Origin of the sequence: Methylorubrum rhodinum, assembly GCF_014199935.1 — a bacterium.
GTDB lineage: Bacteria > Pseudomonadota > Alphaproteobacteria > Rhizobiales > Beijerinckiaceae > Methylobacterium > Methylobacterium rhodinum.
Genome location: NZ_JACHOP010000020.1, coordinates 1 through 22715, shown reverse-complemented (window position 1 = coordinate 22715; position 22715 = coordinate 1). Strand labels below are relative to the sequence as shown.

The 22715-nt window shown below is 69.9% G+C and carries 16 protein-coding genes and 1 tRNA gene; 10 read left to right on the top strand and 7 right to left on the bottom strand.

Features of this window, described 5'->3' with window-relative positions:
- The first annotated feature begins 48 nt into the window (after positions 1–48).
- Genes HNR00_RS18910 through HNR00_RS18900 form a run of 3 tightly spaced genes read left to right on the top strand, consistent with a single transcriptional unit; the run spans position 49 to position 6997 of the window.
- Positions 49–3921, top strand: a complete 3873-nt coding sequence (locus HNR00_RS18910) for a DUF4132 domain-containing protein (RefSeq protein WP_183571924.1) — start codon at positions 49–51, stop codon at positions 3919–3921.
- On the top strand, positions 3918–5060 hold the full coding sequence (locus HNR00_RS18905) for a VWA domain-containing protein (RefSeq protein WP_183571923.1): 1143 nt from the start codon (positions 3918–3920) through the stop codon (positions 5058–5060). Before HNR00_RS18910 ends, HNR00_RS18905 begins: the two co-directional genes overlap by 4 nt.
- 5 nt (positions 5061–5065) lie before the next feature.
- On the top strand, positions 5066–6997 hold the full coding sequence (locus tag HNR00_RS18900; RefSeq protein WP_183571922.1) for a YehQ family protein: 1932 nt from the start codon (positions 5066–5068) through the stop codon (positions 6995–6997).
- Between the two features lie 475 nt (positions 6998–7472).
- Here HNR00_RS18900 and HNR00_RS18895 read toward each other — a convergent pair whose 3' ends face one another.
- Positions 7473–9092, bottom strand: a complete 1620-nt coding sequence (locus HNR00_RS18895) for a peptide chain release factor 3 (protein WP_183571921.1) — start codon at positions 9090–9092, stop codon at positions 7473–7475.
- Positions 9093–9187: 95 nt separating this feature from the next.
- Positions 9188–9931, bottom strand: coding sequence for an SDR family oxidoreductase (locus HNR00_RS18890; RefSeq protein ID WP_183571920.1), 744 nt, complete (start codon positions 9929–9931; stop codon positions 9188–9190).
- Positions 9932–10032: 101 nt separating this feature from the next.
- Between HNR00_RS18890 and HNR00_RS18885 the strand changes: the two genes are divergently transcribed.
- From HNR00_RS18885 to HNR00_RS18875, 3 genes are all read left to right on the top strand, one after another.
- Positions 10033–10107 (top strand) — tRNA-Gln (locus HNR00_RS18885).
- Between the two features lie 109 nt (positions 10108–10216).
- Positions 10217–12211: a DUF6538 domain-containing protein gene (locus tag HNR00_RS25980; RefSeq protein WP_183571919.1), complete on the top strand. Its 1995-nt coding sequence runs from the start codon at positions 10217–10219 to the stop codon at positions 12209–12211.
- A 529-nt stretch (positions 12212–12740) separates the two neighbouring features.
- Positions 12741–13769 carry an SDR family oxidoreductase gene (locus tag HNR00_RS18875; protein WP_246390803.1) on the top strand — a complete coding sequence of 343 codons (1029 nt, stop codon included), beginning with the start codon at positions 12741–12743 and terminating at the stop codon, positions 13767–13769.
- A 27-nt stretch (positions 13770–13796) separates the two neighbouring features.
- Here HNR00_RS18875 and HNR00_RS18870 read toward each other — a convergent pair whose 3' ends face one another.
- From HNR00_RS18870 to HNR00_RS18850, 5 genes are all read right to left on the bottom strand, one after another.
- Complete coding sequence (locus HNR00_RS18870) at positions 13797–14234, bottom strand: cytochrome o ubiquinol oxidase subunit IV (RefSeq protein ID WP_183571918.1); 438 nt, start codon at positions 14232–14234, stop codon at positions 13797–13799.
- The gene (locus tag HNR00_RS18865) at positions 14231–14869 is read right to left on the bottom strand and encodes a cytochrome c oxidase subunit 3 (RefSeq protein ID WP_183571917.1); all 639 of its coding nucleotides are present in this window, start codon (positions 14867–14869) and stop codon (positions 14231–14233) included. Before HNR00_RS18865 ends, HNR00_RS18870 begins: the two co-directional genes overlap by 4 nt.
- Positions 14866–16968: a cbb3-type cytochrome c oxidase subunit I gene (locus HNR00_RS18860; protein ID WP_183571916.1), complete on the bottom strand. Its 2103-nt coding sequence runs from the start codon at positions 16966–16968 to the stop codon at positions 14866–14868. Before HNR00_RS18860 ends, HNR00_RS18865 begins: the two co-directional genes overlap by 4 nt.
- Positions 16961–17893, bottom strand: a complete 933-nt coding sequence (locus HNR00_RS18855; RefSeq protein WP_183571915.1) for a COX aromatic rich motif-containing protein — start codon at positions 17891–17893, stop codon at positions 16961–16963. The genes HNR00_RS18860 and HNR00_RS18855 overlap by 8 nt, the downstream gene beginning before the upstream one ends.
- 158 nt (positions 17894–18051) lie before the next feature.
- On the bottom strand, positions 18052–19632 hold the full coding sequence (locus HNR00_RS18850) for a GMC oxidoreductase (protein ID WP_183571914.1): 1581 nt from the start codon (positions 19630–19632) through the stop codon (positions 18052–18054).
- 146 nt (positions 19633–19778) lie between these two features.
- Between HNR00_RS18850 and HNR00_RS18845 the strand changes: the two genes are divergently transcribed.
- From HNR00_RS18845 to HNR00_RS18830, 4 genes are read left to right on the top strand one after another with little or no spacing between them, the layout of a single operon-like run.
- Positions 19779–20261 (top strand): DoxX family protein, encoded by a 483-nt coding sequence (locus tag HNR00_RS18845; RefSeq protein WP_183571913.1) that lies wholly within the window; start codon positions 19779–19781, stop codon positions 20259–20261.
- A complete protein-coding gene (locus HNR00_RS18840; protein WP_183571912.1) occupies positions 20258–20710 on the top strand; it encodes a cupin domain-containing protein in 453 nt (150 codons plus the stop codon). The genes HNR00_RS18845 and HNR00_RS18840 overlap by 4 nt, the downstream gene beginning before the upstream one ends.
- Before the next feature lie 4 nt (positions 20711–20714).
- Positions 20715–21629 (top strand): SMP-30/gluconolactonase/LRE family protein, encoded by a 915-nt coding sequence (locus tag HNR00_RS18835; RefSeq protein WP_183571911.1) that lies wholly within the window; start codon positions 20715–20717, stop codon positions 21627–21629.
- A complete protein-coding gene (locus HNR00_RS18830) occupies positions 21626–22384 on the top strand; it encodes a VOC family protein (RefSeq protein ID WP_183571910.1) in 759 nt (252 codons plus the stop codon). Before HNR00_RS18835 ends, HNR00_RS18830 begins: the two co-directional genes overlap by 4 nt.
- The last annotated feature ends 331 nt before the right edge of the window (positions 22385–22715 follow it).

Below are 22715 nucleotides of genomic sequence, written 5' to 3'. Positions count from 1 at the left end.
CGGGGCCTCGAACTCAATCGCCGCCCCGAGCGAAGGAGAGGACACGGCATGGAGCGCTACGAACTGGTCGAGGGCAGTTCCGCCAAGTTCTGGGAGGCCTCCGTCGCGGGGGCGACGCTGACCGTGCGCTTCGGGCGCATCGGCACCCAGGGGCAGAGCAAGGACAAGACCTTTTCGGACGCGGCCGCCGCCGAGAGAGAGAAGGCCAAGCTCGTCCGCGAGAAGACCGCCAAGGGCTATTCCCGGACCGGCGACGGGCCGGCGGACGGCGCGGCGCCGGTTCCCGCGCAGGCCCTCGAGGCGGCGAAGACCGCGAAGCCGGCCGCCAAGGCGACGGCGACCGCGAAGGCGACGACGGAGGTCGAGTCCACTCCGCAGCCCGAGCCGCAGGAGGCCGCGCCCGTCGCGCCCGGGCCGGAGGAGACCCGGCCCGCCGCCGCGCCGTCGCGCGCGGTATTCGACGGGACGCCGCTGCCGACCCGCCTGCGGCCCGGCCGCCGTCTGAGCGCGGACGAGGCGTGGCAGGCCCTCCGGGAGCCGCTGATCGCGCAGGTCGGCCCCGGAACCTGCGCCCGGCTGATCGCGCGGAAGCCGTCGCCGGACGACCTGTCCGCGTGGATCGAATCCGTCGCCGCGGCCCTCGAGGAGGCGCGCGAGTCGGGCCGGCACGGCTCGCGCCGGGACAACGACCTGCGTCCCCTCTTCGAGGCGGCCCTGCGCTTCTTCGTCGAGAACGGCGGCGCCCCGGCGGCGGCCCGTCTCGTCGACGCGATGCGGCCCGGCGCCAAGAAGGGGCACTACCAGGACCTCGCCTGGGCCGATCCCCTCCTCCTTGCCCTGCGGGCCGCCCTCGTCCACGCCCCGGAGGCGGAGTACGACGCGGCGGTCGCCCATCTCAACGCGCGGATCGCCGAATCCCACGACTGGCCGAGCGCGGCCGCCTTCGCCTTCCTGCTGGCCGACGACCGGCCGGCGCCGCACCCGCTGCAGGCGCTCGCCGTGCTGGAGGCGGCGGAGGCCGCCGGGATCGACGTGGCGGCGCGAACCGAGTTTCTGCCGCTGATCGTCGATGCGCCGCCGGAGGCCGCCGCGCGCTGGCGGACGAAGCGCAGCTACCACCTGTATTTCTGCTACTGCGCGCTGGACGCCCCCGAGGCCGCCGCCACCCTCATCGCCGTGGCGGATGCCGCCGGCCAGCCCGCTTTGCCGGCCCTCGACTGGCTCCTGCACTACGCCCTCGACGACGAGCGGACGGCTTTGGCACAGGCAATGCTGTCGACGGGCGAGACCGGCGCGCTCTCGGCCCTGGTGCCGCATCTGCACGAGAAGCCGGTCGCTGCCGGCCTCGACGCGGCGCTCGCCGCCGACCCGGCCGCCGTCGTCCCCCGCTGCCTCGCCGCGCTCGCCGGCGGCCGGGCGGAACCGGCCCTGCGCGCCCGCGCCGTGCGCGCCCTCGACCATCACGGCCTCGACACCGTCCGGGGCTGGCTCGGGGAGGGCGAGGCACGCGCCGCGCGCGTCCTCGACGAGCTGGTGCAGGCCCGCGCCGTGCCGCTGGCCGCGCGGGAGGCGTGGCCCCGCGTCCTGCGCGACCCGCCCTGGCGGTCGAAGGCGCGCCGCGCCGACGACCTCGTGCTCGCCCTCGATCCCCTGCCGACGCCGTTCGGCTTCGAGAGGCCGGCGGTGGAGGAGCATCACTGGCGAAGCTATCACGCCCACGTCCTGGCGGACCTGGGCGAATTGCCGGCCTTCATCGCCGAGGCAGAGGCGTCCGATCTGAAGCAGAACTGGGTCAACATTCCCCCGCCCCTCTCCGCGCCGCCGCGCGACGACGCGGACGCGCTCCTGTCCTGGCTCCGTGCCCGTCTGGAGCAGATCGACACGAACTGTCGCTACTGGTCCCCCTCGCCCTACCGCAAGCTGATCGAGGGGATGGAGAAGCAGCCCGAACCGCTCGCGCTGGCGCTGTGGTCGCTCACCGGCGTGGTCGCGGGCCAGAGCCACGTCCACTATCTCCCGGAGATCGTCGCGACGATGCTCGACCGCTTCGGGGAGAAGGCGGTGCCGGGCCTCGTCGCCCTGGTCGAGGCCGACCCGGTCCGGTTCCTGCCCTCGGTCCTGACGATCGACGCCGCCGCGCTCGCGCCCGCCGCCGCCCGCGCGCTGACCCAGCTCAAGAAGGCCCGCGAGCCGGCGCTCGCGTGGCTGCGCCGCCACCGCCGCACCGCGGTCGTCCGGCTGCTGCCGGACGCGGTCGGCAAGCCCGGCCCGACGCGCGACGCGGCCGAGCACGCCCTGCGCGTCCTGGCCGCCGACCGGGCGGACGGGCGCACCGAGATCGAGGCCGTGCTGGCGCTCTACGCCGAGCGCGAGCCTCCGGTCGCCGAGGCGGTGGTGCAGGTGCTCGACCGCGATCCCCTCGCGCGGGTGCCGGCCAAGGTCGGCCGGCCGCCGGTCTGGCTCGTGCCCGGCGCGCTCGTCCGCCCCCAACTGAAAGGGGGCGGCGCCCTGCCGGACGAGGCGGTGCTGGCTCTGTGCGAGATGCTGTCCTTCACCAACCCGGACGCCGTCTATGCCGGCGTGCCGATGGTGCGGGAGGCCTGCACCCGCGACAGCCTCGCGGCCTTCGCCTGGGACCTGTTCTCGGCCTGGACCGCCGCCGGCACGCCCTCGAAGGACGGCTGGGTCCTTCGCACGCTGGGCTGGTTCGGCGACGACGGGACGGCCCGCGACCTCACCCGCCTGATCCGCCGATGGCCCGGCGAATCGGCCCATGCCCGCGCGGTCACCGGCCTCGACGTGCTGGCCGATCTCGGCTCGGACGTGGCGCTGATGAACCTCAACGGCATCGCCGAGAAGCTGAAGTTCAAGGGCCTGCAGGAGAAGGCGCGGGCCAAGATCGCCCAGCTCGCCGAGGCCCGCGGGCTCTCGCCCGAGGAGCTGTCGGACCGGCTCGCCCCGGATCTCGACCTCGACGAGCGCGGCGGCCTCGATCTCGATTTCGGCCCCCGCCGCTTCCGCGCCGGCTTCGACGAGGCCTTGAAGCCCTGGGTGAAGGACGAGGCCGGCCAGCGCCTCAAGGACCTGCCCAAGCCCGTGAAGGCCGACGATGCGGACAAGGCAGCGGCGGCCTCCGCCCGCTGGAGCGCCCTCAAGAAGGACGCCCGCGCGGTCGCGAGCCTTCAGGTCGCGCGGCTGGAGGCGATGCTGGCGACCTCGCGGCGGGTGCGGCCGGCCGTGTTCGGCCCGTTCTTCGCCAGCCATCCGCTGGTGCGCCACCTGACCCAGCGCCTCGTCTGGGCAGCCTACCCGGATGCCGACCCGCGCACGACGCCGAGCCTGACCTTCCGGGTCGCCGAGGATCTCGGCTTCACCGACGCCGCCGACGAGCCGGTCGCGATCGACCTCTCGGAGGGGGCGTCGGGCCTGATCGGCCTCGTCCACCCGCTGCATCTCGAGCCGCAAGCGCTCGCCGCCTGGGGCGCCCTGTTCGGCGATTACGAGATCGCCCAGCCCTTCCCGCAGCTCGCCCGGGAGAACCACGCCTTCACCGAGGCCGAGCGGGGAGCGGCCAAGACCGACCGCTTCTCCGGCGTCGTCGTGGAGGCCAAGCGCCTGCGGGGCATGGCGGCCCTCGGCTGGCCGCTAGGCGAGAAACAGGACCACGGCGACATCCACTGGCTGGAGCGCGGGCTCACCTTCACCGATGGCGAGGCCGGCATCGCCTACCTTCACTTCGGGGAGGGCCTGTTCACCGGCGCACCCGACTTCGAGAATGCCGAGCAGACCCTCGGCGACCTCGGCCTCGAACGTCCCTGGGGCCGGGAGGCGAACCGCAAGACGTTCGGCGACCTCGATCCGGTCACCGCGAGCGAACTCCTGCGCGGCCCGAGCCTGCTCGCCGGGACGCGCCTGCGGTGAGCCTCGACCCGGCGACCCGCTGGCGGCTGATCCTCGGCGAGGCGGCGGAGTCCGCCTGCGCCGGGGCCGGCTGCCGGCTCGAGGGCCGAGCCGCGGCCATGGACCGGGCGCTCGACTGGCTCTACGGCCGCGATGCCGGCGGCGCGGAGCGCGGCGTGCGGCGGCAAGGGGGCAGACACGGTGGGCGCGAGGGCTCGGCGCTGACCGTGCCGGGCTGGATCAACGAGGTCCACACCCTGTTCCCGCAGGAGACCATCGAGCGGCTGGAGCGGGACGCGATCGAGCTCTACGCCATCGACGACGTGGTGACGAACCCCGAGGTGCTGGCCCGCGTCGAGCCCAACGAGACCCTGCTCAAGGCGGTGCTGCGCACCAAGCACCTGATGGCGCCGGACGTTCTCGTGATGGCGAGGAAGCTGGTGCAGGAGGTGGTGCGCCGCCTCATGGAGACGCTCGCCCGCGACCTCGCGGTCGCTTTCGGCGGTGTGCTCGACCGGCGCCGCCACACCCGCCTGCCCGGCGCCCGCGATCTAGATCTCAACCGCACCATCCTGGACAACCTGCGCCACTACGATCCCGAGCGGCGCCGCATCACCGTCGAGCGGCTGCACTTCTTCGCCCGCAATCGGCGACGGATGCGGCCCTGGCAGGTGATCCTGCTCGTCGATCAGAGCGGGTCGATGCTCGATTCCGTCATCCATGCCTCGGTGATGGCGGCCTGCCTGTGGCGGCTGCCCGGCATCGAGACCCACCTGATCGCCTTCGACACGTCGGTCGTGGACCTGACCCGCGACTGCGACGACGCCTGCGAACTGCTGATGAAGGTCCAGCTCGGCGGCGGCACCGACATCGGTGGCGCGCTGGCTTACGCAGCCGAAAAAATCACCGCCCCGGAGCGGGCGATCGTCGTGATGATCTCGGATTTCTACGAGGGTGCGAGCGAGGCGGTCCTCGTCGCCCGCGTGAAGGCGCTCGCGGGCCAGCGCACGCGGGTGCTCGGGCTGGCCGCCCTCGATTCGCAGGCCCGGCCCGACTACGACCGGGCGATGGCGCGCCGCCTCGTCGAGGCCGGCGCCGAGATCGCCGCGATGACGCCGGGCGAACTCGCCGGCTGGCTCGCACAGGTCGTCCGGAGCTGACCGTGATGGCCCGCCCCGACCTTGTAGCGCTTACTGAGGACGGCCTGATCCAGCTCGCCAATGCCGGGCTGGTGAAGCGGGCCCTGCGCGAGGTCGCGGCCGGCCAGGGCCCAACGCTGACGGACGAGCCGGACGGGACGATCGAGGCCCGCTTCCCCGACGGGACCGTGACCCGCCTGCCCCCCGGCCGGCCGCCGGGCGAGGCGGCCTGCACCTGTCCGGCGAGCGGGATGTGCCGCCACCGCGTCGCCCTGGTCGTGGCCTATCGGGCCGAGGCGGTTTCGTCCGCGGCCGGAGAGTCCGGCGGGGCACCGGAGACCGCTCCGAACGCGGCCTGGGACCCCGGCACCCTCGACGGCGCAGGCTTCGAGGCGGGGCTCGGCATCTCCGCGGCGGCGGAGCTGAAGCGCCTGCTCGCGTCCGGCCTCACCGTCGGGCTGGAGCACGGCCCGGTGCCGGCGGCGCGCCTGCCCACCGCCAGCGTGCGCTTCCTCGTGCCGGACGCGGTCGGCTACGCGGCTTGCGACTGCGCCGCGGGCGGCGGCTGCGCCCACGTGGCGGTCGCGATCCGCGCCTTCCGCGCGGCGTCCGGCGCGGCGGAGGTCCGCCTCGGCGGCGGCGACGCCGAAGCCGCGGAGGATCTCGCGGCGGCCGTGGACGGGCTCGTCGGCGGGCTCCTCGAGGCCGGGACCGTCGCGGGCCCCGAGGCGCATGGGGCCGCCCTCGACGGGCTGCGCCGCGCGGCGCAGGCGCGGGGCGCCACGCAGATCCTTCTGGCGGAGGCCGAGCTGCGGGCGCAGCTCGCGGCCTATGCGGAGCGCGACGCCGCCTACGACGAGGGCGCGGTGCTGGCGCTCGCGACCGAGCTCCTGGCCCGCACGCGGGTGGGCGAGGCGTCCGCGCTCGGCCTCGGCCAGCCCTACGAGACGGCGATGGCCAAGACCCGCCTCGTCTCTCTCGGGGCCCGGCTCGTCGCCCGCGGGCGCGGGGCCGTGGCGCGGGTCGCGCTCGCCGACACCGATACGGGCGCGACCCTGGCGCTGGAGCGCGGCTTCGCGCCGACCGGGGACGAGGCGGGCTTCGTCGCCGGGCTGCCGGGCCGCGTCCTCCTGCCGGGCCTGCCGCTTGCCGGCACCGGCCGGGGGCAGATCCTCACCAGCGTCGCCCGGCGCCGGGCCGACGGCCTGCTGGTGCTCGGGTCCGGCGCGCGCGGGCGCACCGCGCTGCTGCCGCGGGACGCTGTGCTGCGCCTGCCCGCACCGCTCGCGGTGAGCGAGGCACGGACGGTCCTGCACCGGCTCACGGAGCGGGCACCGGGCTTCCTGCGCCCGCGCGACCGGCTCGACGCCTTCCACCTCTTCGAGGTCGGCGCGATCCTGGGTCAGGCGTGGTCGCCGGGGGCGCAGCTCTGGCAGGCGGCGGTGGATTTGCCCGGCGATGGCGGCCGGCTCCACCTTGCGCGGGGCTACGACCGCGCCGCGCCGGGGGCGCTCGACACCCTCGGCGCGGCCCTCGAAGGGCGCTGGGGCGCCGTACGGCAGGTCGCCGGCCCCGTGCGGATCGAGGCCGGCATGCTGGTCTGCGAGCCCTGGTCGGTCGGCACCGAGCGCCTCGTCGTGCCCGATCTCGACGATCCGGACGGCCCCGGCGGCCCGCTGCTGCCGGCTCCGGCCGCGGGCGCGCGCGGTGCCGTCGAGGAAGCCGAAGCCCTGCTCGCCGGTGCGCTCCACGCCGGGCGCCGCGCCTTCGCCCCGGTCGCGGCGTCGAGCGGCCCACGATCGGCGGCACGCCTGCGACAGAGCGGGCACGCCGCCACGGCCGCGCGCCTCGCGGCGTTTCTCGCGGCCGGACCGGACACGGGAGCGACCTTCGCGCGGGCCGCCCTCTGGTTCGCCATGATCCGCGAGGATGCCGGGCCGATCGACACGGCAGCCTGAGCCTCCACCGCGGCCACGAGCCATCCGATCGCGGGATGGAGCGCCGAGAGCGATCCGCGCCCAGCTGCCGGCCGGCACGTCGCCGCCGACCTCTCGGTGCCCGACCACATCACCGTGCAGACGCCGCCGTCACATGCCCCGAACGCGGTCCGGTCGATCCTTCGGCAGGCTCGGGAGGAGCACGTCTGGCAGTTCCTGCACGAGAGCGGGCTCGGCGACCGGATCTTCCGTCTTCGACGAGGACATCCCCGATCAGTGCCGTCAGGCTTGGAACCAGCTCGTCGCACGGCCGTGGATGATCACGTCCCTCGGACTTCTCCCTCGGCCTATCGGTCATGACCATCGCACGAGGATCGGACCGGGGCGCCGGCTCGACCGCGTTCTGAATTCAAACTGGGACACGACCCACGTGCGAATTCCTTGGACTTGCGGAGCCCCGGAGCGCTTCGGCTCCGCCGCGCGATGACGCGGCGTGTCAGGCCGCCCGCTTCTGGTAATCCTTCACGTCCGTGAAGCGGATCTTCTCCCACCGCTCCTCCTCGTAGCGCAGCGAGAAGGCGGTGGTCGCCATGAAGACCGGCGCGCCGTCGAGGTCGCTCGCCATCGACGAGCCGTGGGCGTTCACGAACTTGTCGATCTCGGCCTCCGACTCCGACTCGATCCAGCGGCAGACCGAGAACCGGCTCGTCTCGAAGTCGATCGGCAGGCCGTACTCCGCCTGGAGCCGCTCCTTGAGCACGTCGAGCTGTAGCGCGCCGACCACGCCGACGATGGCCGGCGAGCCGTCCTGCGGCACGAAGACCTGGACGACGCCCTCCTCGCCCATCTGCTGGAGCGCTTCCCGGAGCTTCTTGGCCTTCATCGCGTCGGTGAGCTTGATCCGGCGCATGATCTCGGGGGCGAAGCTCGGCACGCCGCGAAACACCAGCTCCTCGCCCTCGGTGAGCGTGTCGCCGATGCGCAAGGTCCCGTGGTTGGGGATGCCGACCACGTCGCCGGCATAGGCCTCGTCGGCGATCGCCCGGTCCTGCGCGAAGAAGAACTGGGGTGCCGAGAGCGACATCGGCTTGCCGGTGCGCACGAGCTTGGCCTTCATGCCGCGCCGGAGCTGGCCGGAGCAGACCCGCATGAAGGCGATGCGGTCGCGGTGGTTCGGGTCCATGTTCGCCTGGATCTTGAACACGAAGCCCGTCATCTTCGGCTCGGTCGGCTGCACCGCCCGCTTGTCGGCCTCCTGGCCGCGCGGCGGCGGCGCGAAGCGGGAGAGCCCGTCGATCAGGTCGCGGACCCCGAAGTTCCGCAGCGCCGAGCCGAAGAAGACCGGCGTCAGGTGCCCTTCGCGGAAGGCCGCGAGATCGAAGGTCTTGAGGCCGCCCTCGGCGAGTTCCACCTCGTCGCGCCACGCCTGCGCGGCGCCGTCCTCGGTGAGCAGCTCATCGAACAGCGGGTCGTCGGCGCCGGAGACGGGAATCGTGCCGGAATCGTCCGCTGCGTCGAGCCGGCGCACCCGGGCCTGCCCGAGCTCGTAGGTGCCGGCGAAGTTGCGCCCGAGCCCGATCGGCCACGTCACCGGGGCGACGTCGAGCGCCAGCGTCTTCTCGATCTCGTCGAGCAGCTCGAACGGGTCGCGGGCCTCGCGGTCGAGCTTGTTCACGAAGGTGACGATCGGGATGTCCCGCAGCCGGCACACCTCGAACAGTTTTCGCGTTCTGGCCTCGATGCCCTTCGCCGCGTCGATCACCATCACGGCCGAATCGACCGCGGTCAGGGTGCGATAGGTATCTTCCGAAAAGTCCTCGTGGCCGGGCGTGTCGAGCAGGTTGAAGACGCAGTCGCCGTACTCGAAGGTCATCACCGAGGTGACGACCGAGATGCCGCGCTCCTTCTCGATGCCCATCCAGTCCGAGCGGGTCGAGACGCGGTTGCGCTTGGCCTTCACCTCGCCCGCGAGCTGGATCGCGCCGCCGAACAGCAGCAGCTTCTCGGTGAGCGTGGTCTTGCCCGCATCCGGGTGCGAGATGATCGCGAAGGTGCGCCGCCGCGCGACCGGGTCGGCTTTGGGGTCGGCGGGTTTGGGGTCGGTCTGCATCAGCATGGCGGGCACCGGCCGCGCCGCTGGCGGCCACTCGTCTTCAGGAATCCGGGGTCCGGCCTCTCTACGCGCTCCGCGGCTCCTGCGCAAAGCCGGCGTCAGCCACGTCCGACATAGGGCATGCCGGTCGCCATCACGGTCATGAACAGCACGTTGGCCGACAGCGGCAGCCCGGCCATGTAGACCACCGCTTCCGCCACGTGCCGCGCATCCATGAACGGCTCCGGTTTGATCGTGCCATCGGCCTGCCGCGCGCCCTTGCCGAAGCCCTGCGTCATCTCGGTCTCGGCGTTGCCGATGTCGATCTGCCCGCAGGCGATGTCGAAGGCGCGCCCGTCGAGGGCGGTGGCGCGGGTGAGCCCGGTGATGGCGTGCTTGGTGGCCGCGTAGGGCGCCGACATCGGCCGCGGCACGGTCGCCGAGATCGAACCGTTGTTGACGATCCGCCCGCCGCGGGGCTCCTGGGCCCGCATCATCGCGAAGGCCGCCCGGGTGCAAAGGAAGGCGCCCGTGAGGTTGACGTTCACGCTCCGCATCCAGTCCTCGACCGCGATCTCGTCCACGGTCGCGGCCGGGGTGAAGATCCCGGCATTGTTGAACAGCAGGTCGATCCGCCCGAATTCCTTTGTGATTTCGGTGAACAAAGCTTCCACCGACGCGGGGTCGGCGACATCGGTCGGCGCGCACAACGCTTCGCCGGGCAGTTCGGTGGCGACCGCCTCCAGTGCCTCCCGCCGCCGCCCGGCCAACACCAGCCGCCACCCGGCCTCCGACAGCCCCCGCGCCACCGCCCGCCCGATCCCGGACCCGGCCCCCGTCACCACAGCCACGCCGCCGCTCATCCGTCCCTCCCTCGTCCGCTATCGAGGCTCTATCGCAGGTCCGCGTGACTGGTTGCCAGCCCCGCGCGGCCCGTCTAGAGAACCGAGGGCCTTGCGGTCGTTGGGGCGTCGCCAAGTGGTAAGGCAGCGGTTTTTGGTACCGCCATTCCCAGGTTCGAATCCTGGCGCCCCAGCCAAGCCTCCTAAGTCCCTGATCTCGCTCGTGTCTCCTGTGGCTGGGTATCTCTGTGGTCCAACTGGGTCACGGAGGTAGGTCACACGCGTGGGACACAGGAGGCGGGCCGAGTGGCGCTCGCAACGAACCTTAACCGCCGGGGCGCCGTCTATTACTGGCGGCGACGCGTGCCGGCGACATTCGCCTTTGCGACGGGCGCGAATTGGCTGAAGCTCAGCTTGAGGACGCGCGAGCCGGTTCGCGCGCGCTTCCTCGCCGCCCAACTGGACGCGACCGCCGCCGAACTGTTCATGACGACCCTGCCTGATGCCATCACAAGGGAGCAGCTCGCGACGCTGTTCCGGAAGGCCCTCCTCGGCCACGAGGCGAAGCTCGACCGCGTCGCGGCCTTCGCGCGCCAGGAACCCGACTTCGATCCAGCAGCCGAGATGGCCGCGGAACAGGCCATGGGCTGGAGCTATCGGGTCGCCTCTAGCCGGGGCGTGAACGGGCGCCTGACAGAGGATGACCGCGCTGCTATGGCGAAGGCGGGGCTAGCGGAAGCTGAGATCGCCTGTGTCGGCGATTGCCTCGACGCCATGCGGAGGAGTGGCGCCCTGGCACCCTCGCAGGCACGCATCCGCGAGATTGTCGAGGAGATTGGGGCACTGCCGACGCCGGGCAACGTGGCGCGGGCCGAGCCGATCTACCTGCGTGCCCTGGGTGAGGCCCTGCTGCGCACGCGCGACCGCTTCGTCTTGGACGCGCTGCCCTACGAGGACCTCATGGCGGACCTCGGTACGGAAGCAGGCGAAAACGCATCGGAACAGCCTGTTGCCGAACCGATAGTTGCCGTGGTGGACCCTATCACGGCATCGTCGGTTCCTCTCCCGATCGCGTCGAAAGGATCACCGCTCGCGCCAGCCTCAACATCCATTGTCACTATCGAGGCGATCGGTGGGAGGCTCATCGCGGAGAAGCGTCAGGATCGAGATTGGGACGACAAAACCTGTCGGCAGGCCGAGTTCATCTTTACGCTCTTCGGCCGCTTCCTGCGCGAAGAGCACGGGCTGACCGACCTCGCCGGGCTCAGGCAGACGCATTGTGATGCCTTCGACGGCTTCCTGCGTGGGCTGTTCACGAGCGTCGGGAAGAGCCCGAAGGACAAGGACCGTCCGATCCGCGAGTTGCGCCAGATCAGTGAGGCGAAGAAGCCCGGCGAGCGCGGCCTCGCCTCCGGTACCCGCAATAGGCACCTCACCTTCCTCGGACAGGCCCTCGTCCGTGCCCGAAAGGCGGGCGTGATCATCGACGCCGGGGTCTCCCTTGCCGAGTTCCGCGCCCGCAAGAAGAAGCGGGGCCGCGACCAGCGTCCGACGCTGCCGAGCTCGGCGCTTGCGACGTTCTTCTCGCTGCCGGTCTTCACGGGGTGTCGCGACTGGGACGACATCCATACCACCGGTACCGAGCTGTTCCATCGAGCTGCCTATTTCGGCCCGATGCTGGCGCACTACACGGGGATGCGGCGCGAGGAGTTTTGCGCGTTGAGCGTGGACGATGTCGTCACCACGAACGGCGAGCACCCCTACCTCCACGTCTGCTTCAATGCGTTCGGACGGGTGAAGAACGCGCAATCCGTGCGCAACCTCGCAGTCCATCCCGAACTCATCCGACTCGGCTTCCTCGACTACGTCGTTGCGGTGCACCGCCTGGGACATAAGCGCGTCTTTCCGGACCTGTTCTCACCCTCTACGCGTAGCCTTCTAGGCGATCGTCTCTACGACGAATTGCGCCCAGCCTTTACGATGGCAGAATTCACGACGCATCAGGTTCGACACTTCTTTGGCAATGCGCTCAAGCAGCAGAGGGTCGCCGAAGAGTTTAGAGCTGATCTGCTTGGTCACGGCGGAAAGAGCGAAACGACGGAACGCTACTGCAACCCCATCGGGATCAGTTTGCAATTGGAGGAACTGATGAAGCTCCCGATCCTGACTGCGCATCTGGTGCCAAGGCCAACTCGACTGGTGCCCTGGGTCGAGCGTGGCGAGATTCCGCCGTGGTCCCGTGCATTCCGTCAACGCTCTGTATCGCGCTCTGTACGCACCTGTTCTGCTTCCAGATCATGACCCATGAACGCAGACCGCCGGATCTGGATACATGGATCGATACAGCTGCCCGTGGCCCCCTCGCGTCCCTCACGCCTGCCTGACCTGACCAGCTGGCTTTGATGATCTTCCCTCGTCTTCGCCATCCGACACCTTCCCCGCTCAGCATGAGCGTATCAGTGGTGTCCGCGAAGCCGAGGGAGGATCGCTCTTTAGCGTCTGTTTGCTGAATGACGGTTTTGCGCCACATCCGGACCTTCGACGGGAGGGGCTTGAATGTCTGATCGTAGGTCGAAAGCGGCTGTTCGAGCCGCGCCCGATGCGTAGTGGCGGAGGCTTCCGCCCGGACAGTTCGAGACGATCCGGATCTAATTGATAAGAACGGAGGGCGGTCGTCCGATGACGGCGCATCGCTACCCCCGGGGCTGGAACTTCGGTTGCGCCGCTCGGATACCGTCGCAGGCGACCGGAGCCATGAACGCCGTCATCGATCGGACGTTGACGGCTCGGCCGTGGTGACAGGGCCGAGTGCGTCCGAGACGGGTGATCGATGATGCGCAATGAGAAGGACGGCCGGCATCGGACCGTGGTGGTGACGGGAGCCAGTGCCGGGGTGGGACGGGCCATCGCGCATGAATTCGCGCGGCACCGCTGGAATGTTGCGGTCCTGGCCCGCGGCGAGGCCGGTTTGCAGGGCACGGTGCGCGACGTCGAGCGGGCCGGGGGCCGCGCCCTGGCGCACCGGGTCGATGTCGCGGATGCCGAGGCCGTCATGCGGGCCGCCGACGAGACCGTGCGGGCATTTGGCGGCATCGATGTCTGGATCAACGTCGCGATGGTGACGATCTACGCGCCCGCGCAGCAGACGCCGCCGGAGGAATACCAGCGGGCGACCGAGGTGACCTATCTCGGGCAGGTCTATGGGACGCTGGCCGCCCTCAAGCACATGCAGCGCCGCGATGAGGGCACCATCGTCTGCATCGGCTCAGCTCTGGCCTACCGTTCGATTCCGCTGCAATCGAGCTACTGCGCCGCGAAGGCCGCCGTGCGCGGCTTCCTCGACAGCCTGCGCAGCGAATTGCTGCACGACGGTTCCCGCGTGCGGCTGACGATGGTGCAACTCCCCGCGGTCAACACCCCACAATTCGACTGGGCGCGCTCGCGCATGCAGCAGCAGTTGGAGCCGGTGCCGCCGATCTATCAGCCGGAGGCCATCGCGCGCCACGTCTACCGCGCGGCCCACACCGCGCCGCGCGAACTCTGGATCGGCTTCCCGACTTGGAAGGCGATCATCGGCAACATGATCGCGCCCGGCTGGATCGACGGCTACCTCTCACGGCACGGCTATCGCGGCGAGATGACGAGCCGGCCAGCCCGCGCGAACCGACCGGACAACCTCTACGAACCGGTCGATACCGATCCGGGGGCACATGGACGCTTCGACGACCGGGCACTCCCGTCGGTGTCCGCCGCCGACCCGCGCTGGCTCCGGCTCGGCCTCGCCGCCGCACTCGGGACGGTCGCTTTCGGCGCGCTGGCAGCCGCGCGGGCGTCCGGACCGTCGCGCCGCCTTCGGTAGAACGGTGGGGCTGCCCCTCGAACCCGGCTACATCATCCGCATGCGTAGGTTGAACAGCACGACGAGGGTGCCGCCCACCATCAGGGCGATGATGAGGGTCGAGAACAGGATCAGCTGGAGGTCGTCGCGGGCCGAGCGCTTCAGGTCGATGTGCAGGAAGCAGCGGAAATGCACCACGGCCTGGACCAGCGCGAGGCCGAAGACGAGGCCGAGCGCGGTCGCCCCGGCCGCCCACCGCCACGTCACGATGGAGAAGGCGGCGCAGGTCAGGAGCAGCGCCAGGACATAGCCGATGCCGTAGGTGAGGAGATCGCGCCGCCGGGCATGGCGCGGGTCGGCCTCGGGCGTTGCAGGCTTCGGCCGCGGCGGAGGGCCGGCGGACACGGCCCGCGCGAGCCCGATCAGGCCGGCGGCGCCGAGGGCCCGGAGCAGCACCGTGCCCCGCGACGGTCCCTGCGTCGTCATGCGGACGCTCCCTGCAGGTAGACCACGGAAAATATCGCGATCCAGACGATGTCGAGGAGGTGCCAGAACAGCCCGAGCTTCAGCAGGTTCAGCTTGACCCGCGCATCGGTGCCGAACACCGCGATCTGGACCAGCATCACCCCGATCCAGAGGCAACCCGCCGCGACGTGCAGGCCGTGGGTCGGCACCAGGGCGAAGAAGGCCGAGAGGAACCCGCTGCGGTTCGGCGTCGCCCCGTCGGAGACCATCGTGCGCAGGTCGCTCAGCTCGAAGCCGAGGAAGGCGATCCCGAGGGCCAGCGTCACGCAGAGCCAGAGGACGAGGCCGCGGCGGCCCTCGTCGTATTTCAAGGCGATCGCGGCGAGCCCGAAGGTCAGGCTGCTGGTGAGCAGGATCAGCGTCTCGATGAAGGTCGGCCCGAGCTTCAGCGTCTCCTGCGGGCCCGGCGCGCCGGCGGTGGCCGCGACCTGCGTCCCGTAGATCGCGAACAGCAGCGCGAACAGGATCGCGTCGCTCATCAGGAATAGCCAGAAGCCGTACAGCCCGGTCGCGGCCTCCCCCGGCTCCATCTCGTCGGAATCGAGGAGGTTGAGCCCGACATGCTGCAGTTGCGGCCCCTGCGCAGGCGCGATCATGCCGTCACCTCCGACGGGAACGGGCGGGCGAGCCCGAGATTGGCCGGCTCGGTCTCGCGTTCGCGCGGCACCGGACGCACCGTGTGGGCGCGCTCCAGCCAGAGCCGCTCGGTCGCCTCGACCTCGGCGGCGGGGATCGTGCGGTGGATGTCGCGCACGAAGCTGCAGGCGACGACCGGAATCCAGATGCCGAGGAAGCCGAGGAGGCTCAGCCAGCCGATATGCCAGACGAGGCCGAAGGCGCAGGCCGCTGCCGCGAGGCCGACAAGCGGGCCGACCCAGCTTTCCTTCGGCATCACGATGTCCTCGTAGCGCGAAGGGGCCCGGTAAGCCTCGCCGCGCTCCTTCAGCCAGTAGAACGGATCGAGCCGATCGACCCGCGGGATCGTAGCGAAGTTGTACTCGGGCGGCGGCGCCGCGACCGACCATTCGAGGCCGCGGGCATCCCAAGGGTCGCCCACCGGCACGCGGTTGGCGTCCCGATCGCGCACGCTGACGAAGAGCTGCACGAACAGGCTGACGAGGCCCGACAGCAGCAGCACGGCGCCGCAGGCCGCCACGATCAACCAGGGTCGGTAATCGGGTTCGAACAGGGCTTGGCTGCGCCGGGCCATGCCGCCGAGCCCGAGCACGTAAAGCGGCATGAAGGCGAGGTAGAAGCCGCTGACCCAGCAGGCGAAGGCGACCTTGCCCCAGACTTCCGACAGGCGGAAGCCGAACGCCTTGGGAAACCAGTACATATATCCGGCGATCATGCCGTAGAGCAGCCCCGGGATCAGCATGTTGTGGAAGTGGGCCACGAGGAACACAGTGTTGTGGACCACGTAGTCGATCGGCGGGATCGCGAGCATGATCCCGGTCAGGCCGCCCAGCACGAAGGTGACGATGAAGGCGAGCGCGAACAGCATCGGCGCCGTGAACCGGACCTCGCCGCGAAACATCGTCCAGATCCAATTGTAGATCTTCACTCCTGTCGGGATCGAGATCGTCATCGTCGCGATCCCGAAGGCGGCGTTCACGCTCGCGCTCTGGCCCATGGTGAAGAAGTGGTGCAGCCAGACCGTGAACGACAGCACGGCGATCGCCATCGTGGCGATGGCGAGCGACTTGTAGCCGTAGAGTTCTTTTGAGGAAAACGCCGAAATGACTTCCGAGAACACGCCGAAGGCCGGCAGGATGAGGATGTAGACCTCCGGATGGCCGAACAGCCAGAAGAGGTTCACGTAGTTCATCATGTTGCCGCCGAGATCGTTGGTGAAGAAGTGGAAGTCCAGGTAACGATCGAGGGCGAGCAGAGCGGTCGCGACGGTGAGCGGCGGGGTCGCGAAGATCATCAGGATCGCGGTGCAGAGCGAGGTCCAGCAGAACAGCGGCATGCGGGTGAGGTGCAGGCCGGGGCAGCGCTTCTTGTAGATCGTCGCGGCGATGTTGATCCCCGATAGGGTCGTGCCGAGCGAGGCCAGGGTGACGGCCCAGATCCAGTAATCCGGGCCGACGCCGGGCTGGAACGCCTTGCCTGTGTAGGGCGGGTAGCCCGACCATCCGCCGGTCGAGAACTCGCCGACCGCGAGCGAGAGCATCACGAGCCCGGCCCCGCCGCCCGTCAGCATCAGGCTGATCGAGTTCAGGAGCGGGAAGGCGACGTCGCGCGCGCCGATCTGCAGCGGCACGACGTAGTTGATCAGCCCGGTCAGGAACGGCATCGCCATGAAGAAGATCATGATCGTGCCGTGGGTGCTGAAGAGCTGCGCGAAGTGCTCCGGCGCGACGATGCCCGGCGCGTTGACTGCGAGCGATTGCTGCGCGCGCATCAGCACCGCCTCGACCAGGGCGCGGCTGAGCATGACTCCGGCTAGCACGACGTACATGATGCCGATCTTCTTGTGATCGAGGCTCGTCAGCCAGTCGAGGAAGAGCGGGCGCCACCACCGCTTCCACGTCAGCAGCGCCACGAGGCCGACCGCGCCGACGACTACGAGCGCGCCGGCGAACGCGCCGATGAGTTCGCTGACGGTCGGATCCTCCCAGGCGCGCACGAACGGGAACGCGTGCAGGTCGAGGCGGCCCAACAGGGTGAGCCAGTGACCGTCTTCATTCATGCGCGTGATGTCCGTGGGCGGCGTGCAGGCCCGGATCGTTCCGGGTGAGGATCGAGTGGAACAGGTCCGGCGCGACCGATCCGAACAGGATCGGCTCGGGCTGGACCGAGCGGGCGGCGAGCGTCGCGTAGGCGGCCGGATCGAGGGTCCTGCCGCCCGCGCGGGCGCGGGCGATCCAGGCCGCGTAGTCGTCGTTCGATTGCGCCAGCACGGCGAATTTCTGGTTCTGGAAGCCGACGCCGTTGAACTGGGTGTTCTCGCCGCGGAAGCGGCCGGGCGCGTCCGCCGCGAGGTTGAGCTGCGTCGTCATGCCGGCCATGGCGTAGATCTGCCCGGCGAGCCGCGGCACGAAGAACGACTGCATGACCGTGTCGCTCGTGAGCGTGAGACGGACCGGACGGTCGGCCGGGAAGACGAGTTCGTTGACGCTCGCCACGCCCTCGTCGGGATAGATGAACAGCCACTTCCAATCGAGCGCCACCGCCTGCACCTCGACCGGCGGCAGCGGCGAGGCGAGCGGCTTGTAGGGATCGAGCGCGTGGGTGTCGCGCCACAGGAACACCGCGAGCACGATCACGATGATCGTCGGCGGGATCCAGATCAGGCCTTCGAGCGGCCAGTTGAACCCCCATTGCGGGCGGTAGGCGCTCTTCGTGTTCGACAGCCGGTAGTGCCAGGCGAAGATCGGCGTCAGCAGCAGCACCGGGGCGGCGACGAAGATTAGGATCGCGCAGACGAGCAGGAACAGGCTGCGCGTCTGGTCGGCGACCGGGCCGGCGGCCCCGAGCATGCCGTGATCGAGCACGCCGCACCCGCCGAGCGGCAGCAGCGCGGCGATGCCGAGGCATGATGCGAGGCGCCGAAGCGACCGGCTCCGGTGGGCCGTCGCGAGGGTCGGCGCGGGCGCGGGAGCGGCCTCAAGCATCGCGGCCTCGTCCATTCCGGTTCGTGGTCAGAGGTTCGCCTCCATGGTTGGACCGGCCTCAAGCACCGGCCCGAACGGTGGGAACTGGTTTGCGGAAAAAGCCGATGCGGCACAATAACCTAGCGCATCGTCCCGGATCCGATATCCGGGACGATGCGCTAAAGCCGCGCCGCGATCCCATCGGCCACCCGCAGGGCGTTGGCGATGATGGTCAGCGTCGGGTTCACGGCGCCGATCGAGGGGAAGAAGCTCGCATCGGTGACGTAGAGGTTGTCGATGCCGTGCGCCCGGCAATCGAGGTCGAGCACGGAACTGTCCGGATCGAGCCCGAAGCGCAGGGTGCCGGCCTGATGCGCCGTGCCGCCGATTGGCGTGTCCTTGCCGAGATAGAGCGTGCGGTCGAACAGGTGCGGGTGGATGTCGAGGCTGTCGCACAGCCTGCGCAGCTTTTCGCGCAAGCGCGTCTGCGCCTCGGCGTTGGTCGCCGTCAGGTCGAGATGCACCTGGCCGTCGCGGTAGTGGATGCGGTTCTGAGGCAGCGGCAGATCCTCGGAGGTCAGCCAGAAATCGATCGAGTGCCGAGCGATGTACTCGAACGGCCGCGTCGGCAGCCATTGCAGGAAGCCCGGCAGCCCCTCGGCCTCGATCTGCATCCCGTCGGACTTGCCCACCATCTGGATGTGGCCGAGGGGGAATTCCCACTCGTTCAGCGGGCTGCGGTCGTTCCCGTAATAGAAGTCGTTGAGCCCGAGCGTCTTCTGGAACTGCGTCGGGTTCGGCTCCTTCGAGATCGCCAGCACGGTGGTGTTGTTGTGGCGCATGTAGTTGCGCCCGACCTGCCCCGAGCTATTGGCGAGCCCGTCCGGATGCGCGTCGTTGCCGGAGCGCAGGAACAGCAGCGCCGAGGACAGCGCGCCGCAGGCCACCACGAACAGGTCGGCCGTCAGCACGTGGCGGCGCCCCTCGACCATCACCTCGACGCCGGTTACGCGGCCGCCGCCCGGGTCGGTCAGCAGGCGCTCGGCATAGGCGTTGCGCAGCAGCGTGACGTTGGGGTGGGCGGCGAGCGTCGGATCGATGCACATGATCTGCGCGTCCGCCTTGCCGTTGGTCAGGCTCGGATAGCCGTCGAACGGGTCGCAGCGCAGGAGTGGCGAGTGCGGCAGGGTCCCGCCCTTTCCATCCTCTTCCATCAGCGCGCCCATCGGCAGGTGGAACGGGTGGTGGCCGGTGCGGGCGAGGTCGTCGGCGAGCTTCTGGATGCGCGGCTCGTGGCTGATCGCCGGCTTCGGGTAGGGATGCGGGGAAGGCGGCTCAGTCGGGTCCTCGCCGCGGGCGCCGTGGACCTGAAACAGCTCTTCGGCCGCCTGATAGTAGGGCGCGAAGGCGTCGTATTTCAGCGGCCATTCCGGCGAGAGACCGTCCGGGTGGCGCTGGGCCTCGAAATCGCTCTCGCGGAGCCGAAACAGCACGCCGCCATAGACCTTCGAATTGCCGCCGACGAAGTAGTGCAGGCCGGGCTTGAAGATGTCGCCGTTGGAGGAGGTCCAGGTCTCGTCCGCCTGATAGCGGGCCTTGCGGAAGACCGCGTCGGTGTCCCAGTTCTCGCGCTCGCGCGGCAGGTAGTCGCCGCGCTCGATCACGAGGACGCGCTTGCCGGTGCGGGCGAGGCGCCACGCCGCCGAGCCGCCGCCCGGCCCCGAGCCCACGATGATCACGTCGTAACGGTCGTCGCTCATCCGCCTCGCTCCCCGTTCCGACGCGTGAACGGACGGCGCCGCCCCCCGTTCCAGGCAGGGGCCACCGCCAAACTTCTGCGAGACATGCGCGAACCGCATCGGCCCGGCGACGTTGGCTGCCGGAAGACGAAGCCGGGAGTCCGCGGATGACCCTTGAGGTGCTCGCCGCCTTCGCGGCCCGAGCCTGTCTGGTGCTGCTGTTCCTGCCGTTCAGCGCCCTCGACAAGGTCCTGAACTTTTCCGCCGCGATCGGGCAGGCCGGGCAGGCCACGGCCTCGCGCCCACTCGCGAAGGCGCTGATCCTGGCCGGGCTGTTCGTCGAGGTGACCATGTCGGCCGGTGTCCTCACCGGCATCGCCGACCGCTTCGCCGCCTTCGTGCTCGCGGGCTATTGCGCGGTCACGGCGCTCCTGTGGAAACCGTTCTGGCGCAAACCCGATTTCCGCCTGCGGGGGCCGAGCGAGGGCCGCGAGACGTTCTGGGACTTCCTCAAGAACTTCGCGGTCGCGGGCGGCTTCCTGGCGCTGGCCTGGGGCGGGCCAAGCCAGCAGGGCGTCGCGGCCTTCCTCGCCGATCCGTTCGGGTCGACGCATCCCTACGCGCAAGCCATTCCGGAGATAGGTCGATGAGCGAGCCGGGCGACAAGCCGAGCGTGCCCTACTGGCACCTCTACACCGACGCGGACGGCATCAGCCGTCAGGTCCGCTGCGCGATGACCGAATTCCATCTCGCTTCGATGAAGCCGCCGGCCTCGCCGCAATGGCAGGGGGGCAAGCACCACGACGGCATGACCACGATGATCACGGTCCAGCCGGTGGGCTGGGAGGGCACGTGGCACGAGAACCCGGCGCCGCAATGGATCATTCCCCTCAGCGGCCGCTGGTACGTCGAGTCGATGGACGGCACCCGGATCGAGATGGGTCCCGGCGAGATCTCCTTCGGCGAGGACCAGGGCTGCCGCACCCTCGACGGCAAGACCGGCCACAAGTCCGGCACGGTCGGCGACGAGCCCGCCGTGCTGATGGTGGTGCAGTTCGACACCAAGCGCGCGCTTACCACGCCCTGCCGGTTCGGGTGAGCCGATGGACGGGTTCGAGGTCCACGATCCTGGCTTCCGGCACTACGTGCTCGACAATGCCGGGCCGGAGGAGATCGCCGCGGGCTTCCGCTGGGTCGAGGGTCCGATCTGGATGGGGGACTGGAACTGCCTGCTGTTCCAGGACCTGCCGCGAAACCGCACCATGCGCTGGAGCGAGGCGGAAGGCCTATCGATCTACCGCGCGCCCTCCGATTACGGCAACGGGCAGACCCGCGACCGCGAGGGGCGACTGATCGCCTGCTCGCATCACGGTCGATGCCTGTATCGCACCGAGCACGACGGGCGCGTCACGCGGCTCATCGATCGCCACGCGGGCAAGCGGCTGAATGCGCCCAACGACGTGATCGTGAAATCGGACGGCACGATCTGGTTCACTGACCCGCTCTACGGCATTTCCAACGATTACGAGGGCGGCCGGCAGGAATCCGAGCAGCCGCCGGCCCTTTACCGCTTCGACCCCGCGACCGGCGACATCCGCGTCGCGGCCGGCGATTTCGACGGGCCGAACGGCCTCGCCTTCTCGCCCGACGAGCGGCGCCTCTACGTCTCAGAGACCGGCGACCAGAGCCGGCCCGATCCGCGCCAGTACATCCGCGCCTTCGATGTCGGGGCGGACGGCACGCTTAACGGCGGCGACATCTTCCATAAAATCGCGCCGGGCTACTGCGACGGCATGAAGGTGGACGAGGACGGCAATGTCTGGTCGAGCGCCGCCGATGGCGTCCACTGCCTCTCGCCGGAGGGGCGCCTCCTCGGCAAGGTGCGAGTGCCGTACCGCGTTTCCAACCTGACCTGGGGCGGGGTGCACCGGAACCGCCTGTTCATCGCCGCCTCGCAGCGCGTGTTCGCGATCTTCCTCAACCGCCGCGGCGCCCCGCTGCCGGGGGCCGGGCGATGACCGGCTTGCGGATCGCCGCGATCCGTCTGCTCTGCCCGGACCCGGCGGCCACCGCCGCCTTCTATACGGCGGCCTTCGGCGCCAGCCTCGCCGCGGGCGGCGTCGCGCTCGGAGCACAGACGATTGAACTCGCGCCCGCCTCCGACCGTGGGGGCGAGCCCGCGCCCTCCAACGGCACCGACTTCCAGCATTGCGCCCTCGTCGTCGCGGACATGGAGGCTGCCTACGCGCATCTCTCCGAGGTGCCCGGCTGGACGCCAATCTCGCGGGCCGGGCCGGAGCGACTGCCCGCGCGTTCCGGCGGCGTGAGCGCGTTCAAGTTCCGCGATCCCGATGGGCACCCGCTCGAACTCCTGGCCTTTCCGCCGGAGGCCATACCGCCGATCTGGCGGGATCGACCGGGCCTGTTCCTCGGAATCGACCACACGGCGATCACGGTCGCCGACACTGAGCGCGCCGTCGCCTTCTATGCCGGCCTCGGGTTCCGGGTCGCGAGCCGGGGACTGAACCGGGGCCCGGAGCAGGCCCGTCTGGACGCGGTCGACGATCCGGTCGTCGAGGTGACCGGCCTCACGCCGCCGGGCGGGGCGGCGCCGCATCTGGAGCTTCTGTGCTACCGCGCGCCGGGCACGGTCCCGAGCCCCTGCGCCGACGGCTCGCCTCTGGCCACCCGAATCGTCCTGGCTGGCGGGAGCAACCTCCGTGACCCCGATGGCCATAGGCTGGTCGGCAATAACAATATTTCGTTATTTTGATCATCTACGACACAATAAATTCTTTTATTTGACGCTTTTCCAAAAATTTGCGACAAATTATTCAGTATCATCTCGAGACGTCGTGTGATAAATTGGCTTACCATTTAGTAAAAAGTGAATAATATGCATTGGAAGGTTCGGAAAGGATGCGATCCTGACGCTCAGCTTGTTCGGTTCGAATGGCGGCTTTCGACGCCATCCGGACCTTTGACGTTGTCAACTCGAATGTCGGCAAGGGGTCCAGGCTGTGTGAAAACGTGCTGATCTGGTAGAGTAATTTCCGATCTGGGGAGGTCGGAATGAAGCGCTTCATCGCAGGCGAGGATCGTCA

What these genes read in the sequence shown, in the direction of transcription:
- HNR00_RS18895 (WP_183571921.1), bottom strand. Translation starts at nt 9,092, where the DNA reads ATGCTGATGCAGACCGACCCCAAACCCGCCGACCCCAAAGCCGACCCG.
- HNR00_RS18835 (WP_183571911.1), top strand. Translation starts at nt 20,715, where the DNA reads ATGGACGGGTTCGAGGTCCACGATCCTGGCTTCCGGCACTACGTGCTC.
- HNR00_RS18855 (WP_183571915.1), bottom strand. Translation starts at nt 17,893, where the DNA reads ATGCTTGAGGCCGCTCCCGCGCCCGCGCCGACCCTCGCGACGGCCCAC.
- HNR00_RS18865 (WP_183571917.1), bottom strand. Translation starts at nt 14,869, where the DNA reads ATGATCGCGCCTGCGCAGGGGCCGCAACTGCAGCATGTCGGGCTCAAC.
- HNR00_RS18890 (WP_183571920.1), bottom strand. Translation starts at nt 9,931, where the DNA reads ATGAGCGGCGGCGTGGCTGTGGTGACGGGGGCCGGGTCCGGGATCGGG.
- HNR00_RS18910 (WP_183571924.1), top strand. Translation starts at nt 49, where the DNA reads ATGGAGCGCTACGAACTGGTCGAGGGCAGTTCCGCCAAGTTCTGGGAG.
- HNR00_RS18875 (WP_246390803.1), top strand. Translation starts at nt 12,741, where the DNA reads ATGATGCGCAATGAGAAGGACGGCCGGCATCGGACCGTGGTGGTGACG.
- HNR00_RS18860 (WP_183571916.1), bottom strand. Translation starts at nt 16,968, where the DNA reads ATGAATGAAGACGGTCACTGGCTCACCCTGTTGGGCCGCCTCGACCTG.
- HNR00_RS18830 (WP_183571910.1), top strand. Translation starts at nt 21,626, where the DNA reads ATGACCGGCTTGCGGATCGCCGCGATCCGTCTGCTCTGCCCGGACCCG.
- HNR00_RS18840 (WP_183571912.1), top strand. Translation starts at nt 20,258, where the DNA reads ATGAGCGAGCCGGGCGACAAGCCGAGCGTGCCCTACTGGCACCTCTAC.
- HNR00_RS18845 (WP_183571913.1), top strand. Translation starts at nt 19,779, where the DNA reads ATGACCCTTGAGGTGCTCGCCGCCTTCGCGGCCCGAGCCTGTCTGGTG.
- HNR00_RS18850 (WP_183571914.1), bottom strand. Translation starts at nt 19,632, where the DNA reads ATGAGCGACGACCGTTACGACGTGATCATCGTGGGCTCGGGGCCGGGC.
- HNR00_RS18870 (WP_183571918.1), bottom strand. Translation starts at nt 14,234, where the DNA reads ATGACGACGCAGGGACCGTCGCGGGGCACGGTGCTGCTCCGGGCCCTC.
- HNR00_RS18900 (WP_183571922.1), top strand. Translation starts at nt 5,066, where the DNA reads ATGGCCCGCCCCGACCTTGTAGCGCTTACTGAGGACGGCCTGATCCAG.